The sequence below is a fragment of the Vibrio sp. 10N.222.49.A3 genome (assembly GCF_041475145.1).
Taxonomy (GTDB): domain Bacteria; phylum Pseudomonadota; class Gammaproteobacteria; order Enterobacterales; family Vibrionaceae; genus Vibrio; species Vibrio tasmaniensis_A.
Window position 1 is genome coordinate 20,603 of sequence record NZ_JBFRVM010000010.1, and the last position, 18,380, is coordinate 38,982.

Annotated in this window: 13 protein-coding genes and 1 pseudogene; 8 read left to right on the forward strand and 6 right to left on the reverse strand. The window is 44.6% G+C overall.

Translation table 11 applies throughout. From position 1 onward, the window contains the following. Positions 1 to 37: 37 nt before the first annotated feature. The 4 genes from AB4589_RS00750 to nadC all read right to left on the reverse strand — a co-directional run bounded on the left by AB4589_RS00750 (position 38) and on the right by nadC (position 4,521). Positions 38 to 1,264 (reverse strand): type II secretion system F family protein, encoded by a 1,227-nt coding sequence (locus AB4589_RS00750; protein ID WP_017097337.1) that lies wholly within the window; start codon positions 1,262 to 1,264, stop codon positions 38 to 40. Between the two features lie 15 nt (positions 1,265 to 1,279). Next, entirely contained in the window at positions 1,280 to 2,965 is a 1,686-nt protein-coding gene (gene pilB / locus AB4589_RS00755; protein ID WP_371709503.1) for a type IV-A pilus assembly ATPase PilB, read from the reverse strand. 5 nt (positions 2,966 to 2,970) lie between these two features. After that, on the reverse strand, positions 2,971 to 3,375 hold the full coding sequence (locus AB4589_RS00760; RefSeq protein WP_371709504.1) for a pilin: 405 nt from the start codon (positions 3,373 to 3,375) through the stop codon (positions 2,971 to 2,973). Between the two features lie 255 nt (positions 3,376 to 3,630). Continuing rightward, positions 3,631 to 4,521, reverse strand: a complete 891-nt coding sequence (gene nadC / locus AB4589_RS00765; protein ID WP_371709505.1) for a carboxylating nicotinate-nucleotide diphosphorylase — start codon at positions 4,519 to 4,521, stop codon at positions 3,631 to 3,633. 83 nt (positions 4,522 to 4,604) lie between these two features. Here nadC and ampD point away from each other — a divergent pair. The 5 genes and pseudogenes from ampD (at position 4,605) to lpdA (ending at position 12,769) form a co-directional block, all read left to right on the forward strand. Then, positions 4,605 to 5,205, forward strand: a pseudogene (gene ampD, locus AB4589_RS00770) (1,6-anhydro-N-acetylmuramyl-L-alanine amidase AmpD). Between the two features lie 481 nt (positions 5,206 to 5,686). After that, on the forward strand, positions 5,687 to 6,448 hold the full coding sequence (pdhR, locus tag AB4589_RS00775) for a pyruvate dehydrogenase complex transcriptional repressor PdhR (RefSeq protein WP_029225519.1): 762 nt from the start codon (positions 5,687 to 5,689) through the stop codon (positions 6,446 to 6,448). 62 nt (positions 6,449 to 6,510) lie between these two features. Then, the gene (aceE, locus tag AB4589_RS00780) at positions 6,511 to 9,174 is read left to right on the forward strand and encodes a pyruvate dehydrogenase (acetyl-transferring), homodimeric type (RefSeq protein ID WP_017101226.1); all 2,664 of its coding nucleotides are present in this window, start codon (positions 6,511 to 6,513) and stop codon (positions 9,172 to 9,174) included. 26 nt (positions 9,175 to 9,200) lie between these two features. Beyond that, positions 9,201 to 11,099 carry a pyruvate dehydrogenase complex dihydrolipoyllysine-residue acetyltransferase gene (gene aceF, locus AB4589_RS00785; RefSeq protein ID WP_371709506.1) on the forward strand — a complete coding sequence of 633 codons (1,899 nt, stop codon included), beginning with the start codon at positions 9,201 to 9,203 and terminating at the stop codon, positions 11,097 to 11,099. Positions 11,100 to 11,341: 242 nt separating this feature from the next. After that, positions 11,342 to 12,769 carry a dihydrolipoyl dehydrogenase gene (gene lpdA, locus AB4589_RS00790; RefSeq protein ID WP_017106891.1) on the forward strand — a complete coding sequence of 476 codons (1,428 nt, stop codon included), beginning with the start codon at positions 11,342 to 11,344 and terminating at the stop codon, positions 12,767 to 12,769. Positions 12,770 to 12,993: 224 nt separating this feature from the next. Here the strand turns inward: lpdA and AB4589_RS00795 are convergent, their stop codons facing one another. Then, positions 12,994 to 13,599 (reverse strand): LuxR/HapR/OpaR family quorum-sensing transcriptional regulator, encoded by a 606-nt coding sequence (locus tag AB4589_RS00795; RefSeq protein WP_017101672.1) that lies wholly within the window; start codon positions 13,597 to 13,599, stop codon positions 12,994 to 12,996. Positions 13,600 to 13,936: 337 nt separating this feature from the next. Here AB4589_RS00795 and hpt point away from each other — a divergent pair, with 337 nt between their 5' ends. Further along, entirely contained in the window at positions 13,937 to 14,467 is a 531-nt protein-coding gene (gene hpt, locus AB4589_RS00800; RefSeq protein WP_009847591.1) for a hypoxanthine phosphoribosyltransferase, read from the forward strand. A 95-nt stretch (positions 14,468 to 14,562) separates the two neighbouring features. Here hpt and can read toward each other — a convergent pair whose 3' ends face one another. Next, the gene (gene can / locus AB4589_RS00805) at positions 14,563 to 15,222 is read right to left on the reverse strand and encodes a carbonate dehydratase (RefSeq protein ID WP_009847590.1); all 660 of its coding nucleotides are present in this window, start codon (positions 15,220 to 15,222) and stop codon (positions 14,563 to 14,565) included. A gap of 286 nt (positions 15,223 to 15,508) precedes the next feature. Between can and AB4589_RS00810 the strand changes: the two genes are divergently transcribed. Together AB4589_RS00810 and AB4589_RS00815 are read left to right on the forward strand one after the other, a co-directional pair. Continuing rightward, positions 15,509 to 17,140, forward strand: coding sequence for a SulP family inorganic anion transporter (locus tag AB4589_RS00810; protein WP_029223085.1), 1,632 nt, complete (start codon positions 15,509 to 15,511; stop codon positions 17,138 to 17,140). 322 nt (positions 17,141 to 17,462) lie between these two features. After that, a complete protein-coding gene (locus AB4589_RS00815; RefSeq protein WP_009847588.1) occupies positions 17,463 to 18,380 on the forward strand; it encodes an ABC transporter ATP-binding protein in 918 nt (305 codons plus the stop codon).

An 18,380-nucleotide genomic window follows, 5' to 3' on the forward strand; every position in this document is an offset into this window, starting at 1 on the left:
GTGGTTCTCTGCTTGAGGGGTGTTTGGTTGCTTTTAGCTATCCTAACACACTCATAAGATTAAAGATCGGTAAGTACATCGCGACAACCAGTCCACCAATAGCGGTGCCTAAAAATACGATGATAAGAGGTTCTAAAATCTTACCTAAATTATCGACGGTGTTGTCGACTTCAAATTCATAAATAGATGCGATTTTATTGAGCATGTCATCAAGGTTGCCAGACTCTTCTCCTATCATGACCATCTGTAAAACCATCTCAGGAAAAGCATCGGTATTGCGCATCGCGATATACATCGGCATGCCAGCGGCAGTTTCACGGTGAACCTCGATGATGGCCGATTCATAATGCAGGTTACCTGCGGTTTTGGCTGTGGTCTTCAGGCTGGTTAAAATAGGAATCCCTGAACTAAAACTGGTTGATAAGGTTCGGCTGAATTTGGCGATTGAGGCTTTGGCCAATACTCCGCCAAGAATAGGGAATCGCAAACCTAGACGGCTGAATGATAAACGAATGGAATAAGACCGTTGACGCAGTTGGTAGGTAAATAATGTGACTAACCCTATGCCAACGGCAGCATAAAGACTGTAAGCCTGTACCCAATGTGAAAGGGAGAGTACTTGTTGAGTAAACCAAGGGAGGTCTGCCCCGAAGCTTGAAAACATCGATTCAAATTCAGGAATGACCATGGTGAGCATTAAGTAAGAGACAGTCAGCGCGACAGCGACCACCATTGTGGGGTAAATCAGTGCTTTTATGACCTTAGACTTTAGCTGCTCACTCTTTTCTCTATAGGTTGCCAAGCGTTCAAAGACTTGCGCTAGGTTTCCGGAAAGCTCGCCAGTAGCGACCAAATCGGTGTACAGGTCGTCAAAGTGAGTGCTTGCCGTCCGCATCGCTTTTGATATAGGGGTTCCCGCTTCGACACCTCGGCAGATATGCAATAGAATTGATTTCATTTCAGCTTTACGGTGATTGTCTGATACTAGCTTAATGGCCTGAACGATAGGCACGCCAGTGGCAAGCATGGTCGCAAGTTGTCGAGTCAAAATGGTGATGTCTTTGGCTTTTACTCGGTGTGTTAAACGAGTGACTGCTGAGATGCTTTTCTTTTTGATTTTCTTAATCTGAATATGCTGCTCTTTGAGCTTTTCTCGTACTTCTAATTCGGCGAGTGCCAAGGTTTGACCGGACACCTTTTTGCCTGAGCTGTTTATGCCTTTCCAGTGGTAGTTTTTTAATTGTGACTGCAGTTTAGTGCTCATGAGTGCTCCGATGGATTATAGATACAGAACACGTTGCAGTTCTTGATAGCTGGTGGTGCCTTCAAGCAACTTATCGATACCGGATTCTTGCAGTGTTCTCATTCCTTCTCTACGCGCGAGATCTTCAATCTCTAACGCGTTAGGTTTATTGATCAGACTATTTTTTAGTTTGTCGGTGAACGGCATTACTTCGTAGATACCTACTCGACCGGAGTAACCCTGATTACACTCATTGCATCCTTGTGGGGTGGCTTTGTAGATATTTTGGCTGTTAGGAATAGAGTGACGTAGAAATATGTCCGGCGAGTTGTCAGCTGTTTTACAGTGGTTGCACAGTCGCCTTGCCAGTCGCTGCGCGATAATCAGGCTTAATGACGAGGCGAGGTTAAATGGTTCAATCCCCATATGGGCGAGTCGAGTCACGGTTTCCGAAGCTGAGTTAGTATGGAGTGTCGAGAGGACTAAGTGACCCGTTTGCGACGCTTTGATCGCGATCTCTGCGGTTTCTAAATCACGGATCTCACCGACCATCACTACATCAGGGTCTTGTCGCAAGAACGATCGTAGTGCTTCGGCAAACCCAAAACCGATCTTTGGCGTCACCTGTACCTGATTGATACCACACAGGTTGATCTCCACCGGATCTTCAGCTGTTGAGATATTACGCTCTGAGGTGTTAAGCATGCGAAGTCCAGTGTAAAGAGATACCGTTTTGCCACTGCCTGTGGGCCCAGTCATTAAGATCATCCCTTGGGGGCGTTTTAGGGCATTGAGATAGAGCGCTTTTTGATCCTCGCTGTAACCTAATTTATCGATATCTAAATTGGCTGCGCTGCTGTCTAGAAGACGCAGTACGATCTTTTCTCCCCACAATGTCGGTAGAGTCGACACACGCATATCGATCGCCAGCTCGTCGTTCAAACGCAGCTTAATACGGCCGTCTTGAGGTAAGCGACGTTCAGCGATATCAAGTTTGGCGAGAATCTTTAAACGAGCGGATAACCGACGGCTTAAATGAGACGCGGGCTGTTGGACCTCAACAAGAATGCCATCGCAACGCAGACGCACTCGGTAGTTTTCTTCATAAGGTTCGAAGTGGATGTCTGATGCGCCTTTACGCACCGCATCAACCAGTATCTGATTGATAAATCGACTGACAGGGGAATCGTCTTGACTGAGATCTTCAATTGAACTCATTTCATCGTCAGAGACTTCAACAAGATTGGCGAGCTCATCTTGGGTGATCTCTTTGCGTTTGGAGTCTTGCCCGGAAATAGAGCGACCATACAGCTTTCGTATGGCGCCTTCTAATTCTGAATAGTTAGCGATAACGAGTTCTATCTGCAATCCAGTCGCGAATCTAAAATCGTCTTCAGCTTGCAAGTCGGTTGGATCGGCAGAGGCGAGCGTGAGAGTAGAGTGAGAGAGGCCAACTGGGATAGCACGATACTTAGTGATCAATTCACGAAGTCCCAATTGGTCACACAAGATTTCATAGTCAGTATTGGCCAGTTGCACTAACGGCAAACCGAAAATGGTTTTGATGTTATTGGCGAGGCTCTCGTCAGAGAGGATGTCTAGAACAAGCAAAGCTTCAGGTGCAGAAATACCTGAAGCTTGTACATGTTCCGCAACGGCCTGTTCTTGAGTCAGGCTAAGTAAGTTAGCCTGACGGAGAACTGTTGGGAGGTTGGTTAGCATTAAATTTAGCTACAACCTTCAATTGACGGTACGCCAGAGTCTGGGGTGCATGACCAACCAGTGTTATCATCTCTTTTCATAGTCAATTTCTTGTTTTTGAGGCTTCCATCATTGAATTTGAACTCAATCGACTTCTTATCTGTACCAATAGATAAAGTACCTAAAGTGTTAGAACCTGCAGAGACTCCGAGTAGCGTTATCGCACCACTGATAGTGCCTTCTTCTTGAATGATTAGTTCAGCTGGAGTGACAAGTGATTTAACTGTCGCTAGCGCAGATGAAACCTGACTTTTTGTTACATAATCTTTGTATGCAGGCACAGCAATTGCCGATAGCACACCAATAATCGCAACCACAATCATCAATTCAATCAGCGTAAAGCCTTTCTGGTTTTTTCTTTTGTTTTTCATTGTTCTATTCCATTCGTTTAGTTTGTTTCAGTGCAAGCACCGGTTGATGGAGAGAATAGAAGTTGAGATCGAGAAGTGGAATGGTGTTCAGGTGTGGGCGCGAGTGGTTTTGTATTTATTAGTGTGTTGTTTCATATAGGGCGCAAAATTATGCGATCAGCTTAGTTAACTGGTTGATATACTGATAATAAAAGCAATAAAAAGGCATGGCTGATTGCCATGCCTAGAAGTTAAGTAATTGATAGAACCATGAGATTAAGCTTTGAATCGCATTGAAAGGTCCATTGCTTTTAGATGCTTAGTCAGTGCACCCACAGAGATGTAATCGACACCTGTTTCAGCGAACTCTGCAATCGTATCTAAAGTCACGTTACCTGAGTTTTCTAGTGCTGCACGACCTGCGTTGATTTTAACCGCTTCACGCATCATGTCTGTGGTGAAGTTGTCTAGCATGATGATGTCTGCACCGGCGCTGATTGCTTGCTCTAGCTCTGCTAGGCTTTCGGTTTCAACTTCTACAGGCTTACCCGGGTTAAGCTCTTTTGCTGTCGAGATCGCTTTCTCAATGCCACCACATGCGATGATGTGGTTTTCTTTGATTAGGTAGGCATCGAAAACACCAATACGGTGGTTGAAGCCACCACCACAAGCCACAGCGTATTTTAGTGCGCTACGTAGGCCAGGAATCGTTTTGCGAGTGTCTAACAGGCGGCATTCTGTGTGTTTGATTTTGTCAGCGTAGATTGCTGTCGCCGTCGCACAACCAGATAGTGTTTGAATGAAGTTCATTGCGTTACGCTCACCGGTTAAAAGTGCGCGAGCAGGGCCTGTTAGCGTGCAAAGTGTTTGGTTTGGTTCAACTTTGTCACCGTCTTCTACATTCCACTCGATAGTGACTTCACCGCCCAATTGCTTAAACACTTCATCAGCCCAAGCTTTACCACAGAACACACCGTACTCACGGGTAATGATGGTTGCGCTGTTGATTGCGTCTGCAGGGATTAGACTTGCCGTAATATCAGCCGCTGGATCTAACGTTCCACCTAGATCTTCTTTGATGGTCTCAGCGACTGCGCGAGTGATCTCTAGCGGCAGTTGCTCTTTTAAGTAATCAAGGCGTTGGTGGCTGTTATGTGTGTTTTTCATCGCAAATCTAATCTTGAAAGGGAGTGGGAATGGAATGATACTCTTGCTTAACTTCAAATTAAAGAGGCTAGCGCGACTGCTCTATGGGCAAAGTCACAATCTTATTGCGCTAGTAGAAAAGAAAGCGAGACTAAGATGACGATGAGCTTCAACGGATGGTACGACAATGCTCGGCATGTTCCTTCTCCGTATTTTGATGCTAGACCCAGCACCGACGATATCTCTCTGCTGGTGGTCCATAACATTAGTTTACCACCTGGCCAATTTGGCGGCCCTTACATTGAACAGTTTTTCACGGGCAAACTTGATCCGACAGATCATCCATTTTTTAAAGTGATTCATCAAATGGGCGTTTCGGCACATTGCTTGATTCGCCGTGATGGTGAGGTGGTACAGTTTGTGTCATTTCTTGACCGAGCTTGGCACGCAGGCCAGTCGAGCTTTGCGGGGCGTAAAAGGTGTAATGATTACTCGATTGGTATTGAGCTGGAAGGAAGCGACTTTATCGCTTATACAGAGCAGCAGTACCAAGCGCTTACTCGATTAACAGAAACGATCGTATCGACTTTCCCTCAAATAACCACCGAACGTATCACCGGTCATCAATATATAGCCCCGCTACGCAAAACTGACCCTGGCTTGGTTTTCGACTGGCAGAAGTTTAAAGGCGAGCTCAAGGTTTAAGCCTCATTATTGAAGGTGCTCTATTGTTGCTGGTGGTTGAATAGTCAACGCCTGGCATAATCACTTGTGAATTTTTGTTGTTGCGATGTAAATAAAGTGGTTAGGGGGAGGGCGTCAATAAATCGAGAGTGTGACGAGCTTATCAAACGATCTAATATTAAAACTTATGAACAGGATTTCTACCTCTAATGTGCGCTTGGTTTGATTTTTAATCAAGTGGCACTCATCTTTCTGAAACAATCCATTTTTATCCTGAAACTTTCTAGCACGGATACTCCCCAAAAGTATTACCCCTGTAAATGGTAAGACCAAATTGGTTGCTGTTTTAAATTTCATTTGTTAAATCATGGTTAATTCGTGCTGTGTTCTATGATTCAGGTCAATTTTAGTCTGGACAGTGGCGTTTTAATTATGTTAATTTCTGCCCAACTTAAAATTGGTAATACCAATTGTCAGCGAAGAAAAAGAAGAACAACAAACTATGGCTTATCAAAGGATTCGTCAGCCAAAACTCTCGGACGTTATCGAACAAGAGTTAGAAAGGTTGATAGTGGAAGGAACACTGGCTCCAGGGCAGCAACTGCCGCCTGAGCGTGAACTGGCGAAACAGTTCGATGTGTCTCGTCCTTCAATCCGAGAAGCGATACAACGTTTAGAAGCAAAACGCTTGCTTACTCGCCGTCAAGGTGGAGGTACGTTTGTTAGCGAAAATATCTGGAAAAGCTTTTCAGATCCTTTGCTTAATTTGTTGTCCTCCCATTCTGAAACCCAACTAGACTTGTTGGAATCGCGTCATGCGATGGAAGGGATTTCGGCTTACTTCGCGGCATTACGTGGTACTGATGAAGACTTTGCTCGAATTCAAGCATGCCAAGAAAAAATTCGCGGTGCGCAAGATAAGGGTGATATTGAAGCCGAGTCTGCAGCTGTGATGGCTTTTCTTATTGCTTTAACAGAGGCAGCACACAATGTGGTGTTATTGCACATTGTTCGTAGCTTGGCTCCGTTACTCGAACAAAATGTCTTAGAAAATTTAAAGCTGTTGCATCGTCGTAAAGACGTTGTGGAGAAAGTGAGTATACATCGAGCTAACATTGTAGATGCGATCGTTTCAGGGCAGCCAGAACAGGCGCGTGAAATGTCACATTCTCATTTAGCTTACATCGAAGAAACATTGCTGGATTTGACCAAAGAAGAGTCGCGCCGCGAACGTTCTTTACGTCGAATTCAACAGGGTAAATAGCCGTAATACTTCGGCTTTTTACGTGTTTAGTAGAATCCAACTAACAAAAAGGATAGATCGCCATGTCTAACATGAAGCATGACGTTGATGCTCTGGAAACTCAAGATTGGTTAGAAGCTCTTGAGTCAGTAGTACGTGAAGAAGGTGTAGAACGTGCACAGTTTTTACTAGAACAAGTTCTAGATAAAGCGCGTTTAGATGGTGTTGATATGGCTACAGGCATCAACACAAACTACATCAACACAATTCCAGCAGCACAAGAGCCAGCTTACCCTGGTGACGTAACTCTTGAGCGTCGTATTCGTTCGATTATTCGCTGGAACGCAATCATGATCGTATTGCGTGCTTCTAAGAAAGACCTAGACCTTGGTGGTCACATGGCTTCTTACCAGTCAGCTGCAGCGTTCTACGAAGTATGTTTCAACCACTTCTTCCGTGCTCCAAATGAGACGGACGGTGGCGATCTAGTTTATTACCAAGGTCACATCTCTCCAGGTATCTACTCTCGAGCATTCGTTGAAGGTCGTCTAACTGAAGATCAGCTAGATAACTTCCGTCAAGAAGTTGATGGTAAAGGTATCCCTTCTTACCCGCATCCTAAACTGATGCCTGAGTTCTGGCAGTTCCCGACAGTATCTATGGGTCTAGGCCCTATCTCTGCTATCTACCAAGCGCGCTTCCTTAAGTACCTTGAAGGTCGTGGCATGAAAGATACTTCAGGTCAGCGTGTATACGCGTTCCTAGGTGACGGTGAGATGGATGAGCCAGAATCACGTGGTGCTATCTCTTTCGCTGCGCGTGAGAAGCTAGACAACCTATGTTTCCTAATCAACTGTAACCTACAGCGTCTAGACGGCCCTGTAATGGGTAACGGTAGCATCATCCAAGAACTTGAAGGCCTATTTAAAGGCGCCGGTTGGAACGTTGTTAAAGTTATCTGGGGTAGCAACTGGGATTCTCTGCTAGCTAAAGACACGACTGGTAAGCTTCTTCAACTAATGAACGAAACTATCGATGGTGACTACCAGACATTCAAATCTAAAGATGGCGCATACGTACGTGAGCACTTCTTTGGTAAGTACCCAGAAACAGCTGCACTAGTTGCAGACATGACTGATGACGAAATCTTCGCTCTTAAGCGTGGTGGTCACGAGTCTTCTAAGCTGTACGCAGCTTACACAAATGCAGCAGAAACTAAAGGTCGTCCGACAGTAATCCTAGCGAAGACTGTTAAAGGTTACGGCATGGGTGAAGCGGCTGAAGGTAAGAACATAGCGCACCAAGTTAAGAAGATGGACATGACTCACGTACTACACCTACGTGATCGCCTAGGTCTTCAAGATATCTTAACTGACGAAGCAGTAAAAGAACTTCCATACCTGAAGCTTGAAGAAGGTTCAGCTGAGTATGAATACCTACATGCACGTCGTAAAGACCTAAAAGGTTACACGCCACAGCGTTTACCTAAGTTCACTCAAGAATTCAAAACCCCTGAGCTAGAAGAGTTCGCACCTCTACTAGGTGAGCAGAAGCGTGATATCTCTACAACTATGGCTTACGTACGTACGCTAAACATCTTGCTTAAGAACAAGAACATTGGTAAGAATATCGTTCCTATCATCTGTGACGAAGCTCGTACGTTCGGTATGGAAGGTCTATTCCGTCAGATTGGTATCTACAACCCACACGGTCAAGAATACACGCCAGAAGATAAAGGCATTGTTTCTTACTACAAAGAAGCGACTTCAGGTCAGGTTCTACAAGAAGGCATCAACGAGCTAGGTTCAATGGCTTCTTGGGTTGCAGCTGCAACATCATACAGCACGAACGATCTCCCAATGATCCCGTTCTACATCTACTACTCAATGTTTGGTTTCCAACGTGTAGGCGATATGGCGTGGATGGCTGGTGACCAACAAGCTCGTGGCTTCCTACTAGGTGCTACTGCAGGTCGTACAACACTGAATGGTGAAGGTCTACAGCACGAAGATGGTCACTCGCACATTCAAGCGAACACGATCCCTAACTGTATCTCTTACGATCCAACGTTTGCTTACGAGCTAGCGGTTATCATGCAAGACGGTATCCGTCGCATGTACGGTGAGAACCAAGAGAACGTTTACTACTACCTAACAGTAATGAACGAGAACTACGCAATGCCAGCTATGCCAGAAGGCGCTGAAGAAGGCATTCGTAAGGGTATCTACAAGCTTGAGTCTCACGCTGGTGCTAAGGGCAAAGTTCAACTAATGAGCTCTGGTACTATCATGAACGAAGCGCGTAAAGCCGCTGAAATTCTAAGCGAAGAGTACGGCGTAGCATCTGACGTATTCTCTGTAACGTCGTTCAACGAACTAACTCGTGACGGCCAAGCGGTAGAGCGTGACAACATGCTTCACCCAGAAGCTGAAGAGAAAGTACCGTACATCACGACTGTTCTTGGTAAAGAACCTGCAATCGCAGTGACTGATTACATGAAGAACTACGCTGAGCAAGTACGTGCGTACATGCCAACTGAGTCTTACAAAGTACTTGGTACAGATGGTTTCGGCCGTTCTGACAGCCGTGCAAACCTACGTCGTCACTTCGAAGTTAACGCTGGCTACATCGTAGTTGCAGCTCTAACTGAACTGGCTAAACGTGGTGATATCGAGAAGTCTGTTGTTGCTGAAGCAATTGCTAAGTTCGATATCGACACTGAAAAAACTAACCCGCAATACGCATAAGACTGGCATTAAGGTAGGTAAATACAATGACAATCGAAATTAATGTACCAGACATCGGTGCTGACGAGGTTGAAGTAACTGAGATTCTTGTAAACGTTGGCGACAAGGTTGAAGAAGAGCAGTCACTGATCACTGTTGAAGGCGACAAAGCTTCAATGGAAGTTCCGGCGTCTCAAGCGGGTATCGTTAAAGAAATCAAGATTTCAGAAGGTGATTCTGTTTCTACTGGTTCTCTTATCATGATCTTCGAAGCGGAAGGTGCTGCAGCAGCACCGGCTGCTCCAGCAGTTGAAGCGGCGGCACCAGTTGCAGCTGCTCCTGCAGCAGCTGAGCTTAAAGAAGTTCACGTTCCTGATATCGGCGGTGATGAAGTTGAAGTAACTGAAATCATGGTAGCTATCGGCGACGCAGTAGAAGAAGAGCAATCTCTTCTTACTGTTGAAGGTGACAAGGCTTCAATGGAAGTACCTGCACCATTCGCTGGTATCGTTAAAGAAATCAAGATCGCTTCTGGTGATTCAGTATCTACTGGTTCTCTAGTGATGGTATTTGAAGTGGCAGGTTCTGACGCTCCAGTTGCAGCAGCTCCTGCTCCAGCGGCGGCACCAGTTGCAGCGGCTCCAGCAGCATCTGCTGAGAAAGAAGTGAACGTTCCTGATATCGGTGGCGACGAAGTAGAAGTTACTGAAATCATGGTAGCGGTTGGCGATACAGTAGAAGAAGAGCAATCTCTAATTACTGTTGAAGGCGACAAAGCTTCAATGGAAGTGCCTGCACCATTCGCTGGTACAGTAAAAGAGATCAAGATTGCAGCTGGCGACAAAGTGTCAACAGGCTCTTCAATCATGACTTTCGTTGTGGCCGGCACTCCGGTTGAAGGCGCAGCTCCAGTAGCGGCTCCAGCTCCAGCACAAGCAGCAGCTCCGGCAGCAGCACCTGCACCTAAAGCTGAAGCAGTAGCTCCAGCAGCTGGCGACTTCCAAGAGAACGGCGAGTACGCTCACGCATCTCCAGTTGTTCGTCGTCTAGCTCGTGAATTCGGTGTGAACCTAGCGAAAGTTAAAGGTACTGGTCGTAAGAGTCGTGTACTTAAAGAAGACGTTCAGTCTTACGTTAAAGATGCACTTAAGCGTCTTGAGTCTGGTGCAGCAGCATCTGGCAAAGGCGGCGATGGTTCTGCTCTTGGTCTACTACCATGGCCAAAAGTTGACTTCAGCAAGTTCGGCGAAACGGAAGTTCAGAAGCTTTCTAAGATTAAGAAGATCTCTGGCGCTAACCTGCACCGTAACTGGGTAATGATCCCTCACGTTACACAGTGGGACAACGCAGATATCACTGAGCTAGAAGCATTCCGTAAAGAACAGAACGCAATCGAAGCAAAGAAAGACACTGGCATGAAGATCACTCCACTTGTGTTCATCATGAAAGCTGTTGCTAAAGCGTTAGAAGCATTCCCAGCATTTAACTCTTCTCTTTCTGAAGATGGCGAAAGCATCATTCTTAAGAAGTACGTAAACGTGGGTATCGCTGTTGATACACCAAACGGCCTAGTTGTTCCTGTCTTCAAAGACGTGAACAAGAAAGGCATTTACGAGCTATCTGAAGAGCTAATGGCTGTTTCTAAGAAAGCACGCTCTGGTAAGCTAACAGCGGCAGACATGCAAGGCGGTTGTTTCACAATCTCTAGCCTTGGTGGTATTGGCGGTACTGCATTTACACCAATCGTAAATGCTCCAGAAGTAGGTATCCTAGGTGTATCTAAGTCTGAGATTAAGCCAGTTTGGAATGGCAAAGAGTTCCAACCACGTCTACAGCTTCCACTGTCTCTATCATACGATCACCGTGTGATCGATGGTGCTGAAGGTGCACGCTTCATTACTTTCCTAAACAGCGCACTATCTGACATTCGTCGTCTAGTACTGTAATTGAGAAAGTAATTATTAAGGTGACTTTCGGGTCACCTTAATTCTTTATATAAAGACTATTTTTAGAGAACAGTTTCCGGCATTTCTCATAAACTGCGGGGGAATTGTTGTCTAGCTCACAGGCTAACTTAAAGCTACTTTCACACTGTTAACATCTCTGTAAAATGTTTCCTGTTTGAAAGCCCAATAATTTTAAGAACATCTACTCAGCCTGTTAGGGATAATGACTACAAGAGGTCACAATGAGCAAAGAAATTAAAGCCCAAGTTGTTGTACTTGGTTCAGGTCCTGCTGGCTACTCAGCGGCATTCCGTTGTGCGGATTTAGGTCTAGAAACAGTACTAGTTGAACGTTACAGCACTCTTGGTGGTGTATGTCTAAACGTTGGTTGTATTCCATCAAAAGCACTTCTTCACGTATCTAAAGTAATTGAAGAAGCAAAAGCGATGGCAGAGCACGGCGTTGTATTCGGCGAGCCACAAACGGACATCAACAAAGTTCGTATCTGGAAAGACAAAGTAGTTGATCAACTGACTGGCGGTCTTGGCGGTATGGCTAAGATGCGTAATGTTACTGTTGTTAACGGTTTCGGTAAGTTTACTGGTCCTAACAGCATCGAAGTTGTTGGCGAAGAAACGACAACAATTAACTTTGATAATGCAATCATTGCAGCGGGTTCTCGCCCAATCAAACTTCCGTTCATCCCACATGAAGACCCACGCATTTGGGATTCTACGGATGCACTAGAACTAAACGAAGTACCAGAAAAACTGCTTATCATGGGCGGCGGTATCATCGGTCTTGAGATGGGTACGGTTTACCACTCTCTAGGTTCTAAAGTTGAAGTTGTTGAGATGTTCGATCAAGTTATCCCAGCTGCGGATAAAGACATCGTTAAAGTCTTCACTAAACGCATCAAGAACAAGTTCAAGCTAATGCTTGAAACTAAAGTTACTGCTGTTGAAGCGAAAGAAGATGGTATCTACGTTTCAATGGAAGGCAAAAAAGCACCAGCTGAAGCTGAGCGCTACGATGCTGTTCTTGTTGCTATCGGTCGTGTTCCAAACGGTGCACTTATCGACGCTGAAAAAGCGGGTATCGAAGTTGATGAGCGTGGTTTCATCAATGTTGATAAGCAAATGCGTACTAACGTTCCTCACATCCACGCGATCGGTGACGTTGTTGGTCAACCAATGCTTGCTCACAAAGGTGTGCATGAAGGTCACGTAGCTGCTGAAGTTATCTCTGGTAAGAAGCACTACTTCGATCCTAAAGTAATCCCATCAATTGCGTACACTGAGCCAGAAGTAGCTTGGGTAGGTAAGACTGAGAAAGAAGCGAAAGCGGAAGGCCTGAACTACGAAGTTGCTACTTTCCCTTGGGCTGCTTCTGGTCGTGCAATCGCTTCAGACTGTGCTGACGGTATGACTAAGATGATCTTCGATAAAGAGACTCATCGCGTAATCGGTGGTGCTGTTGTTGGTACTAACGGTGGTGAACTTCTTGGCGAAATCGGCCTAGCAATCGAAATGGGTTGTGATGCAGAAGATATCGCACTGACTATCCACGCTCACCCAACTCTACACGAGTCTGTTGGTCTTGCTGCGGAAGTATTCGAAGGTTCAATCACTGACCTTCCAAATAAGAAAGCAGTGAAAAAGAAGAAGTAATTCTTTTTTAGCCACTCGCTAATGTTTTTAAAAGCCGCTGATTCGTCAGCGGCTTTTTTATGTCTGAAGAAAAGATGGTCGTCATGCTTGTAAGAGATCCCCAACTCGCTCGTCCCTCGCTCTTTAGGATGACGAAGGAAGGAATAGGGAATCTGATTAGGTGAGAGGAAATAAAAAAGGGTTAGCGTAAAAGCCAACCCTTTAGTTTTGTTCGAAGATCGAATCTACTTATAAATGCACAGCATGTTCAAGTAGCTATCCGTCAAGGTCGAAAGTTCTTCTTGCGTATCAGCACGTTTCGCTTGGATGAATAGCGAGTAGCAAATGCCGTGGAATAGATTTGCTAGATGTTTAGGATCGTGATCGTCACAGACTTCGCCGCGTTCAATCGCCTTGCTAAACATGTTTTGTACCAACATCTGGTTAGTGCGGTTAGTGGTTACAAACAGAGGCCATACTTCATCACGAGTCGAAGCGCTCCATTCAAACCATACATTTAACCAATTGCTATCTTGAGCCACTAACGTCACCATTTCAGTCGCAATATTATGTAGATTTTCTTTTGCGTGAATATCTAGGTCAATGTTGTCTGAAAGGAAGTTCGAGAATTGACGAACAACGTGGTTAAGTACTTCATCAACCAGATCTTCACGGGTAGGGAAGTAGTTAAATACTGTTGCTACTGACACCTGAGCGATGTCGGCAATGTCAGCGTGTCCACCGCGGCCAATGCCACGGCGAGAGAATACTTCAAGTGCGATTTCCATCAATTGAAGTTTTCTTTTTAAGGGTGAAAGCCTAGTTCTAGGTCTCTTCGTTATTGAGTCCATATTGTTTTTCCTTGCCAACGAATTTTTATATTAATGATTTTATTATTATTTAAGCCAAGATGAGTGTAATGGTGCATATGTGAATGGTCAATCCCTTGTGCTTGTTTTATAGACAGTTACATCAAACTTGATACATAAAGCGTGATCAGTGTTGATGTGAAAGGATGCGAGTATTGGATAACGCACCAATGCACATTTCATTGAGAATCTAACAGTAAATTCGAACCATAAGGTGGTGTGGGTATTTGAGCAGTGCTAGACTTACGCACAAAATTGAGCGACACAACTGACGAAAGTGTCAACATTCGTCGCAATCACCAAATAAAATGAGAGCAGTATGAAGCATACAGTTGAAGTCATGATCTCTGAGCAAGAAGTTCAGGATCGAGTGAACGAACTAGGCAAGCAGATCACGGAGCACTACCAAGGTAGCGAAGATCTAGTTTTAGTTGGCTTATTGCGCGGATCTTTTGTCTTTATGGCGGATCTTGCTCGTGCTATCGATTTAACTCACCAAGTGGATTTCATGACAGCCTCTAGCTACGGCAACGGCATGGAAAGCTCACGTGATGTTCGTATTTTGAAAGACCTTGATGATGACATCCAAGGTAAAGATGTTCTACTTGTAGAAGACATTATCGATACTGGTAACACGCTGACTAAAGTAAAAGAAATTCTGAGCCTGCGTGGTCCTAAATCTATCGAAATTTGTACGTTATTAGACAAGCCTTCTCGTCGTGAAGTCATTGTAGACACAAAGTGGATTGGTTTTGAAATCCCAGATGAATTCGTTGTTGGTGTGGGTATCGACTACGCACAAAAATATCGTCACCTACCGTACATCGGTAAAGTTGTACCTCAAGAGTAATAACGGCTCTGTTGAACACAAACAAAAAAGGCTCGCACAATGCGAGCCTTTCTTATATCTATTCTTTCTTATATCTATTGGTTAGACGTTAAGAATTAACCTAGGATTGGAGACGATAGGATTTTATCAAGTGCCGCTAAATGGCTGTTTTCTAAAGTGTCATTACTTGAGCAACGAACACCAAGATCTTGCAGTTTGCCATTACCAATACCATAAACCACACCGTGGATTTCAATATCTTGTCCACGTTCCCATGCGCTTTGCATGATGGTCGAGTTACCAAGATTGTAGACTTGTTCTGCAACGTTAATTTCGCATAACTTGTCACCCCATTGTTCACGAGGCAGAGATTCAATTTGCTTACGGTACTTAAGATAGTTATCGCGTATGTGGAGTAGCCAGTTGTTGATAAGACCCAGTTTAGGGTTATCTATCGCTGCGTTAACACCGCCACAGCCGTAGTGACCACAAACAATAACGTGTTTCACTTTGAGTACATCGACAGCGTATTGCACTACTGATAAGCAGTTTAGGTCGGTATGAACTACTTGATTAGCGACATTTCGGTGAACAAACAGTTCGCCAGAATACAAACCAGTGAGACGCTCGGCTGGAACGCGGCTATCTGAGCAGCCTATCCATAGAAAACCAGGGCTTTGACCCTCTTCAAGCGTTGTAAAATACTCTGGTCGTTGAGAGCGAATTTCTTCTGACCATTTAGAGTTGTTTTCAAAAAGCTGTTTAATCTCTGGCATTTTGCGTCTTACATCCCTTAATTAAGAACTCTAACTATACACAATGTTACAAATTCAATCTTGTAAAAACTGTGTCAAATAGTACTCATCTGACGTGTACTAGTCGTTAAAATCATTAACTTAGCGTAAAAGGCATAATCCGAATATAAGAGACGAATAGTGTGATTAAATTAACACTTTCTGAACCGTTGATACATTTGTTAAAGTGATAAGGTTTGTCATTTCATCATCAGGAAGGTGTGTTTTGTTTGGAAGTCGTTTTACGGATATCAATCTCAAAGGAGATATGTTTGGCGGTGTAACTACAGCCATCATCTCATTGCCTTTAGCGTTGGCATTTGGTGTCGCTTCTGGTGCGGGCGCGGAAGCTGGCCTTTGGGGCGCCATCATGGTGGGCCTATTTGCGGCATTGTTTGGTGGCTCAAGCAGCTTGATATCAGAGCCTACCGGGCCGATGACAGTGATCATGACGGCAGTAATGACCAGCATGGTGGCCAAGTACCCTGAAACCGGGATGGCAATGACCTTTACCGTGGTAATGATGGCGGGTGCTTTTCAGATATTACTCGGTACATTAAAGCTAGGAAAGTACGTCACTTTGATGCCATATAGCGTGATATCTGGCTTTATGTCCGGTATCGGCGTGATTCTTGTCATTCTGCAACTTTCTCCTTTGCTAGGGCACGCAGCCCCTTCTGGCGGAGTGATGGGCACACTTTCGGCACTTCCTGATACGCTAGCTAATCTGAAAGTCAGCGAGCTGTTTTTAGGGGTATTAACGCTTGGTATCCTTTTCGGTTTTCCAGCTAAATATCGTAAGTATGTGCCCGCTCAATTGGTCGCTTTAGTGGCTGTAACGCTCTTATCCGTTATTATCTTTGATACCGACTCTATTCGCCGTATTGGTGAAATTCCCGCAGGCTTACCTTCTCTTGTTATTCCGACTATCAGTTCTGAGCAATTCACCACAATGGTGATCGATGCTTTGGTGCTAGGTACTCTTGGTTGTATTGATACGCTTTTGACTGCGGTTATCGGAGATTCATTGACTCGTAAAGAGCATGATTCAGACAAAGAACTTCGTGGCCAAGGCATTGCGAATATGATTTCTGGTCTGTTTGGTGCGCTACCCGGTGCGGGCGCAACCATGGGCACCGTGACCAACATTCAGGTAGGGGCTCGTTCTCCGCTTTCTGGTGTTATTCGTGCTTTGGTGCTTGCGCTAGTGGTATTGGTTGCGGGAGGCTTAACAGAACCGATCCCTATGGCTGTGTTGGCTGGTATCGCGATGTATGTCGGTTTCAACATCCTTGATTGGAGTTTTATTCAGCGCGCACACAAGGTGAGTTATGCCGGCATGGGTGTCATGTACGGTGTGATGTTATTAACCGTATTCGTTGATCTAATTATTGCGGTCGGGCTGGGCGTTTTTATCTCAAACATTCTGATCATTGAAAGGCTGAGTCGAGAGCAAGCTAGACAAGTTAAGGCGATCAGTGATGGCGATGATGAAGACGATATCCCATTGACTGACAGTGAACGTCAGTTACTGGATAGTGCCAATGGTAAAGTGCTGTTCTTCTACCTTTCTGGGCCGATGATATTCAGTGTTTCAAAAGCGATCTCACGTCAACACTCGAGCATTTCTGATTATGAAGCGATGATCTTAGACCTAACTGATGTGCCTATGATTGATGTTACCGTTGGCTTAGCGCTAGAAAATGCGATTAAAGATGCCCTAGATGCGCAGTGTGAAGTGTACTTATTGTGTCCTAATGAGAATACTCGTCAGCAATTAGAAAAATTCCATGTGATTGACCTTGTACCTGAATCCAATACTTATCGATTCAGATATGAAGCCCTGACAGCTGCAACAAGCTATGTTGATAGAGATGAACATCAATTTGACTCGGTTTAATCTTCAGCAATAATTTCACATGAATCAGTTATAGACGGCAAATATAGTATTGGTGATTAATGCCGTTAAGTTAATAACTTAACGGCATTTTTTATGTTTACTGAACACTGAATTGCTCTTTACGTACCTAATATTCTTGTTCGCTTTCGAAAGAAAGCCTCACTCGGTATTTGTGTTAATCGTTAATCAACGATAAACTTGTTTGCAAAATGGCCGAGTAAACAAGTTTGAGTTAGTTTTCTGCTAGCTCGTATTAAGCATTACTCTCTTCCTCAAATTCGGCCATCAACATCTTATCTATAGCAAATGGCAGTCTATCTCTATGTATGCATTAGAAATTGAGCAACTAAGAAAAACTTATGCAGGGGGCTTTGAGGCTCTTAAGGGCGTGAGTTTACAAGTAGAAAAAGGCGACTTTTACGCACTACTTGGCCCAAATGGTGCGGGTAAATCCACCACCATTGGTGTTATCTCTTCACTGGTTAATAAAACGTCAGGCAAGGTGAAAGTGTTTGGCTACGACATTGATACCGATCTGGAGCTAGCGAAGTTGAACTTAGGTTTAGTCCCGCAAGAGTTTAACTTTAACCCGTTCGAAACGGTTGAGCAGATCGTGCTACAACAAGCCGGTTACTACGGTGTACCGAAAGCTCTTGCTAAAGAACGCGCTAAAAAGTACTTATCTCAGCTCGATTTGTGGGAAAAGCGTGGCGAACGTGCGCGTAACTTATCTGGTGGTATGAAGCGTCGTTTGATGATCGCGCGTGCACTGATGCATGAGCCTCATTTGTTGATTCTTGATGAACCAACGGCGGGTGTTGATATTGAATTGCGTCGTTCAATGTGGGAATTCCTCAAGGAGATCAACGAGAAGCAGGGCATCACCATTATTTTAACTACGCACTATCTAGAAGAAGCGGAAATGCTGTGTCGTAACATTGGTATCATCAATCGTGGTGAGTTGATTGAGAACACCACAATGAAGTCGCTGTTGGGTAAGTTGAGTGCCGAGACCTTTATTCTTGATCTTGAAGAGGGTGCGACTGAACCTAAACTTGAAGGTGTGAATAGCCAAGTGATGGTTAATGGCTCGCTAGAAATCGAAATCGACAAGAATCGAGGTTTGAATACCATCTTTGATCAATTGAGTGAGCAGCAGGTAAAAGTTCTCTCTATGCGTAACAAAGCAAACCGCCTAGAAGAGCTATTTGTGAGTATCGTCCGTGAGGGGAATAAATAA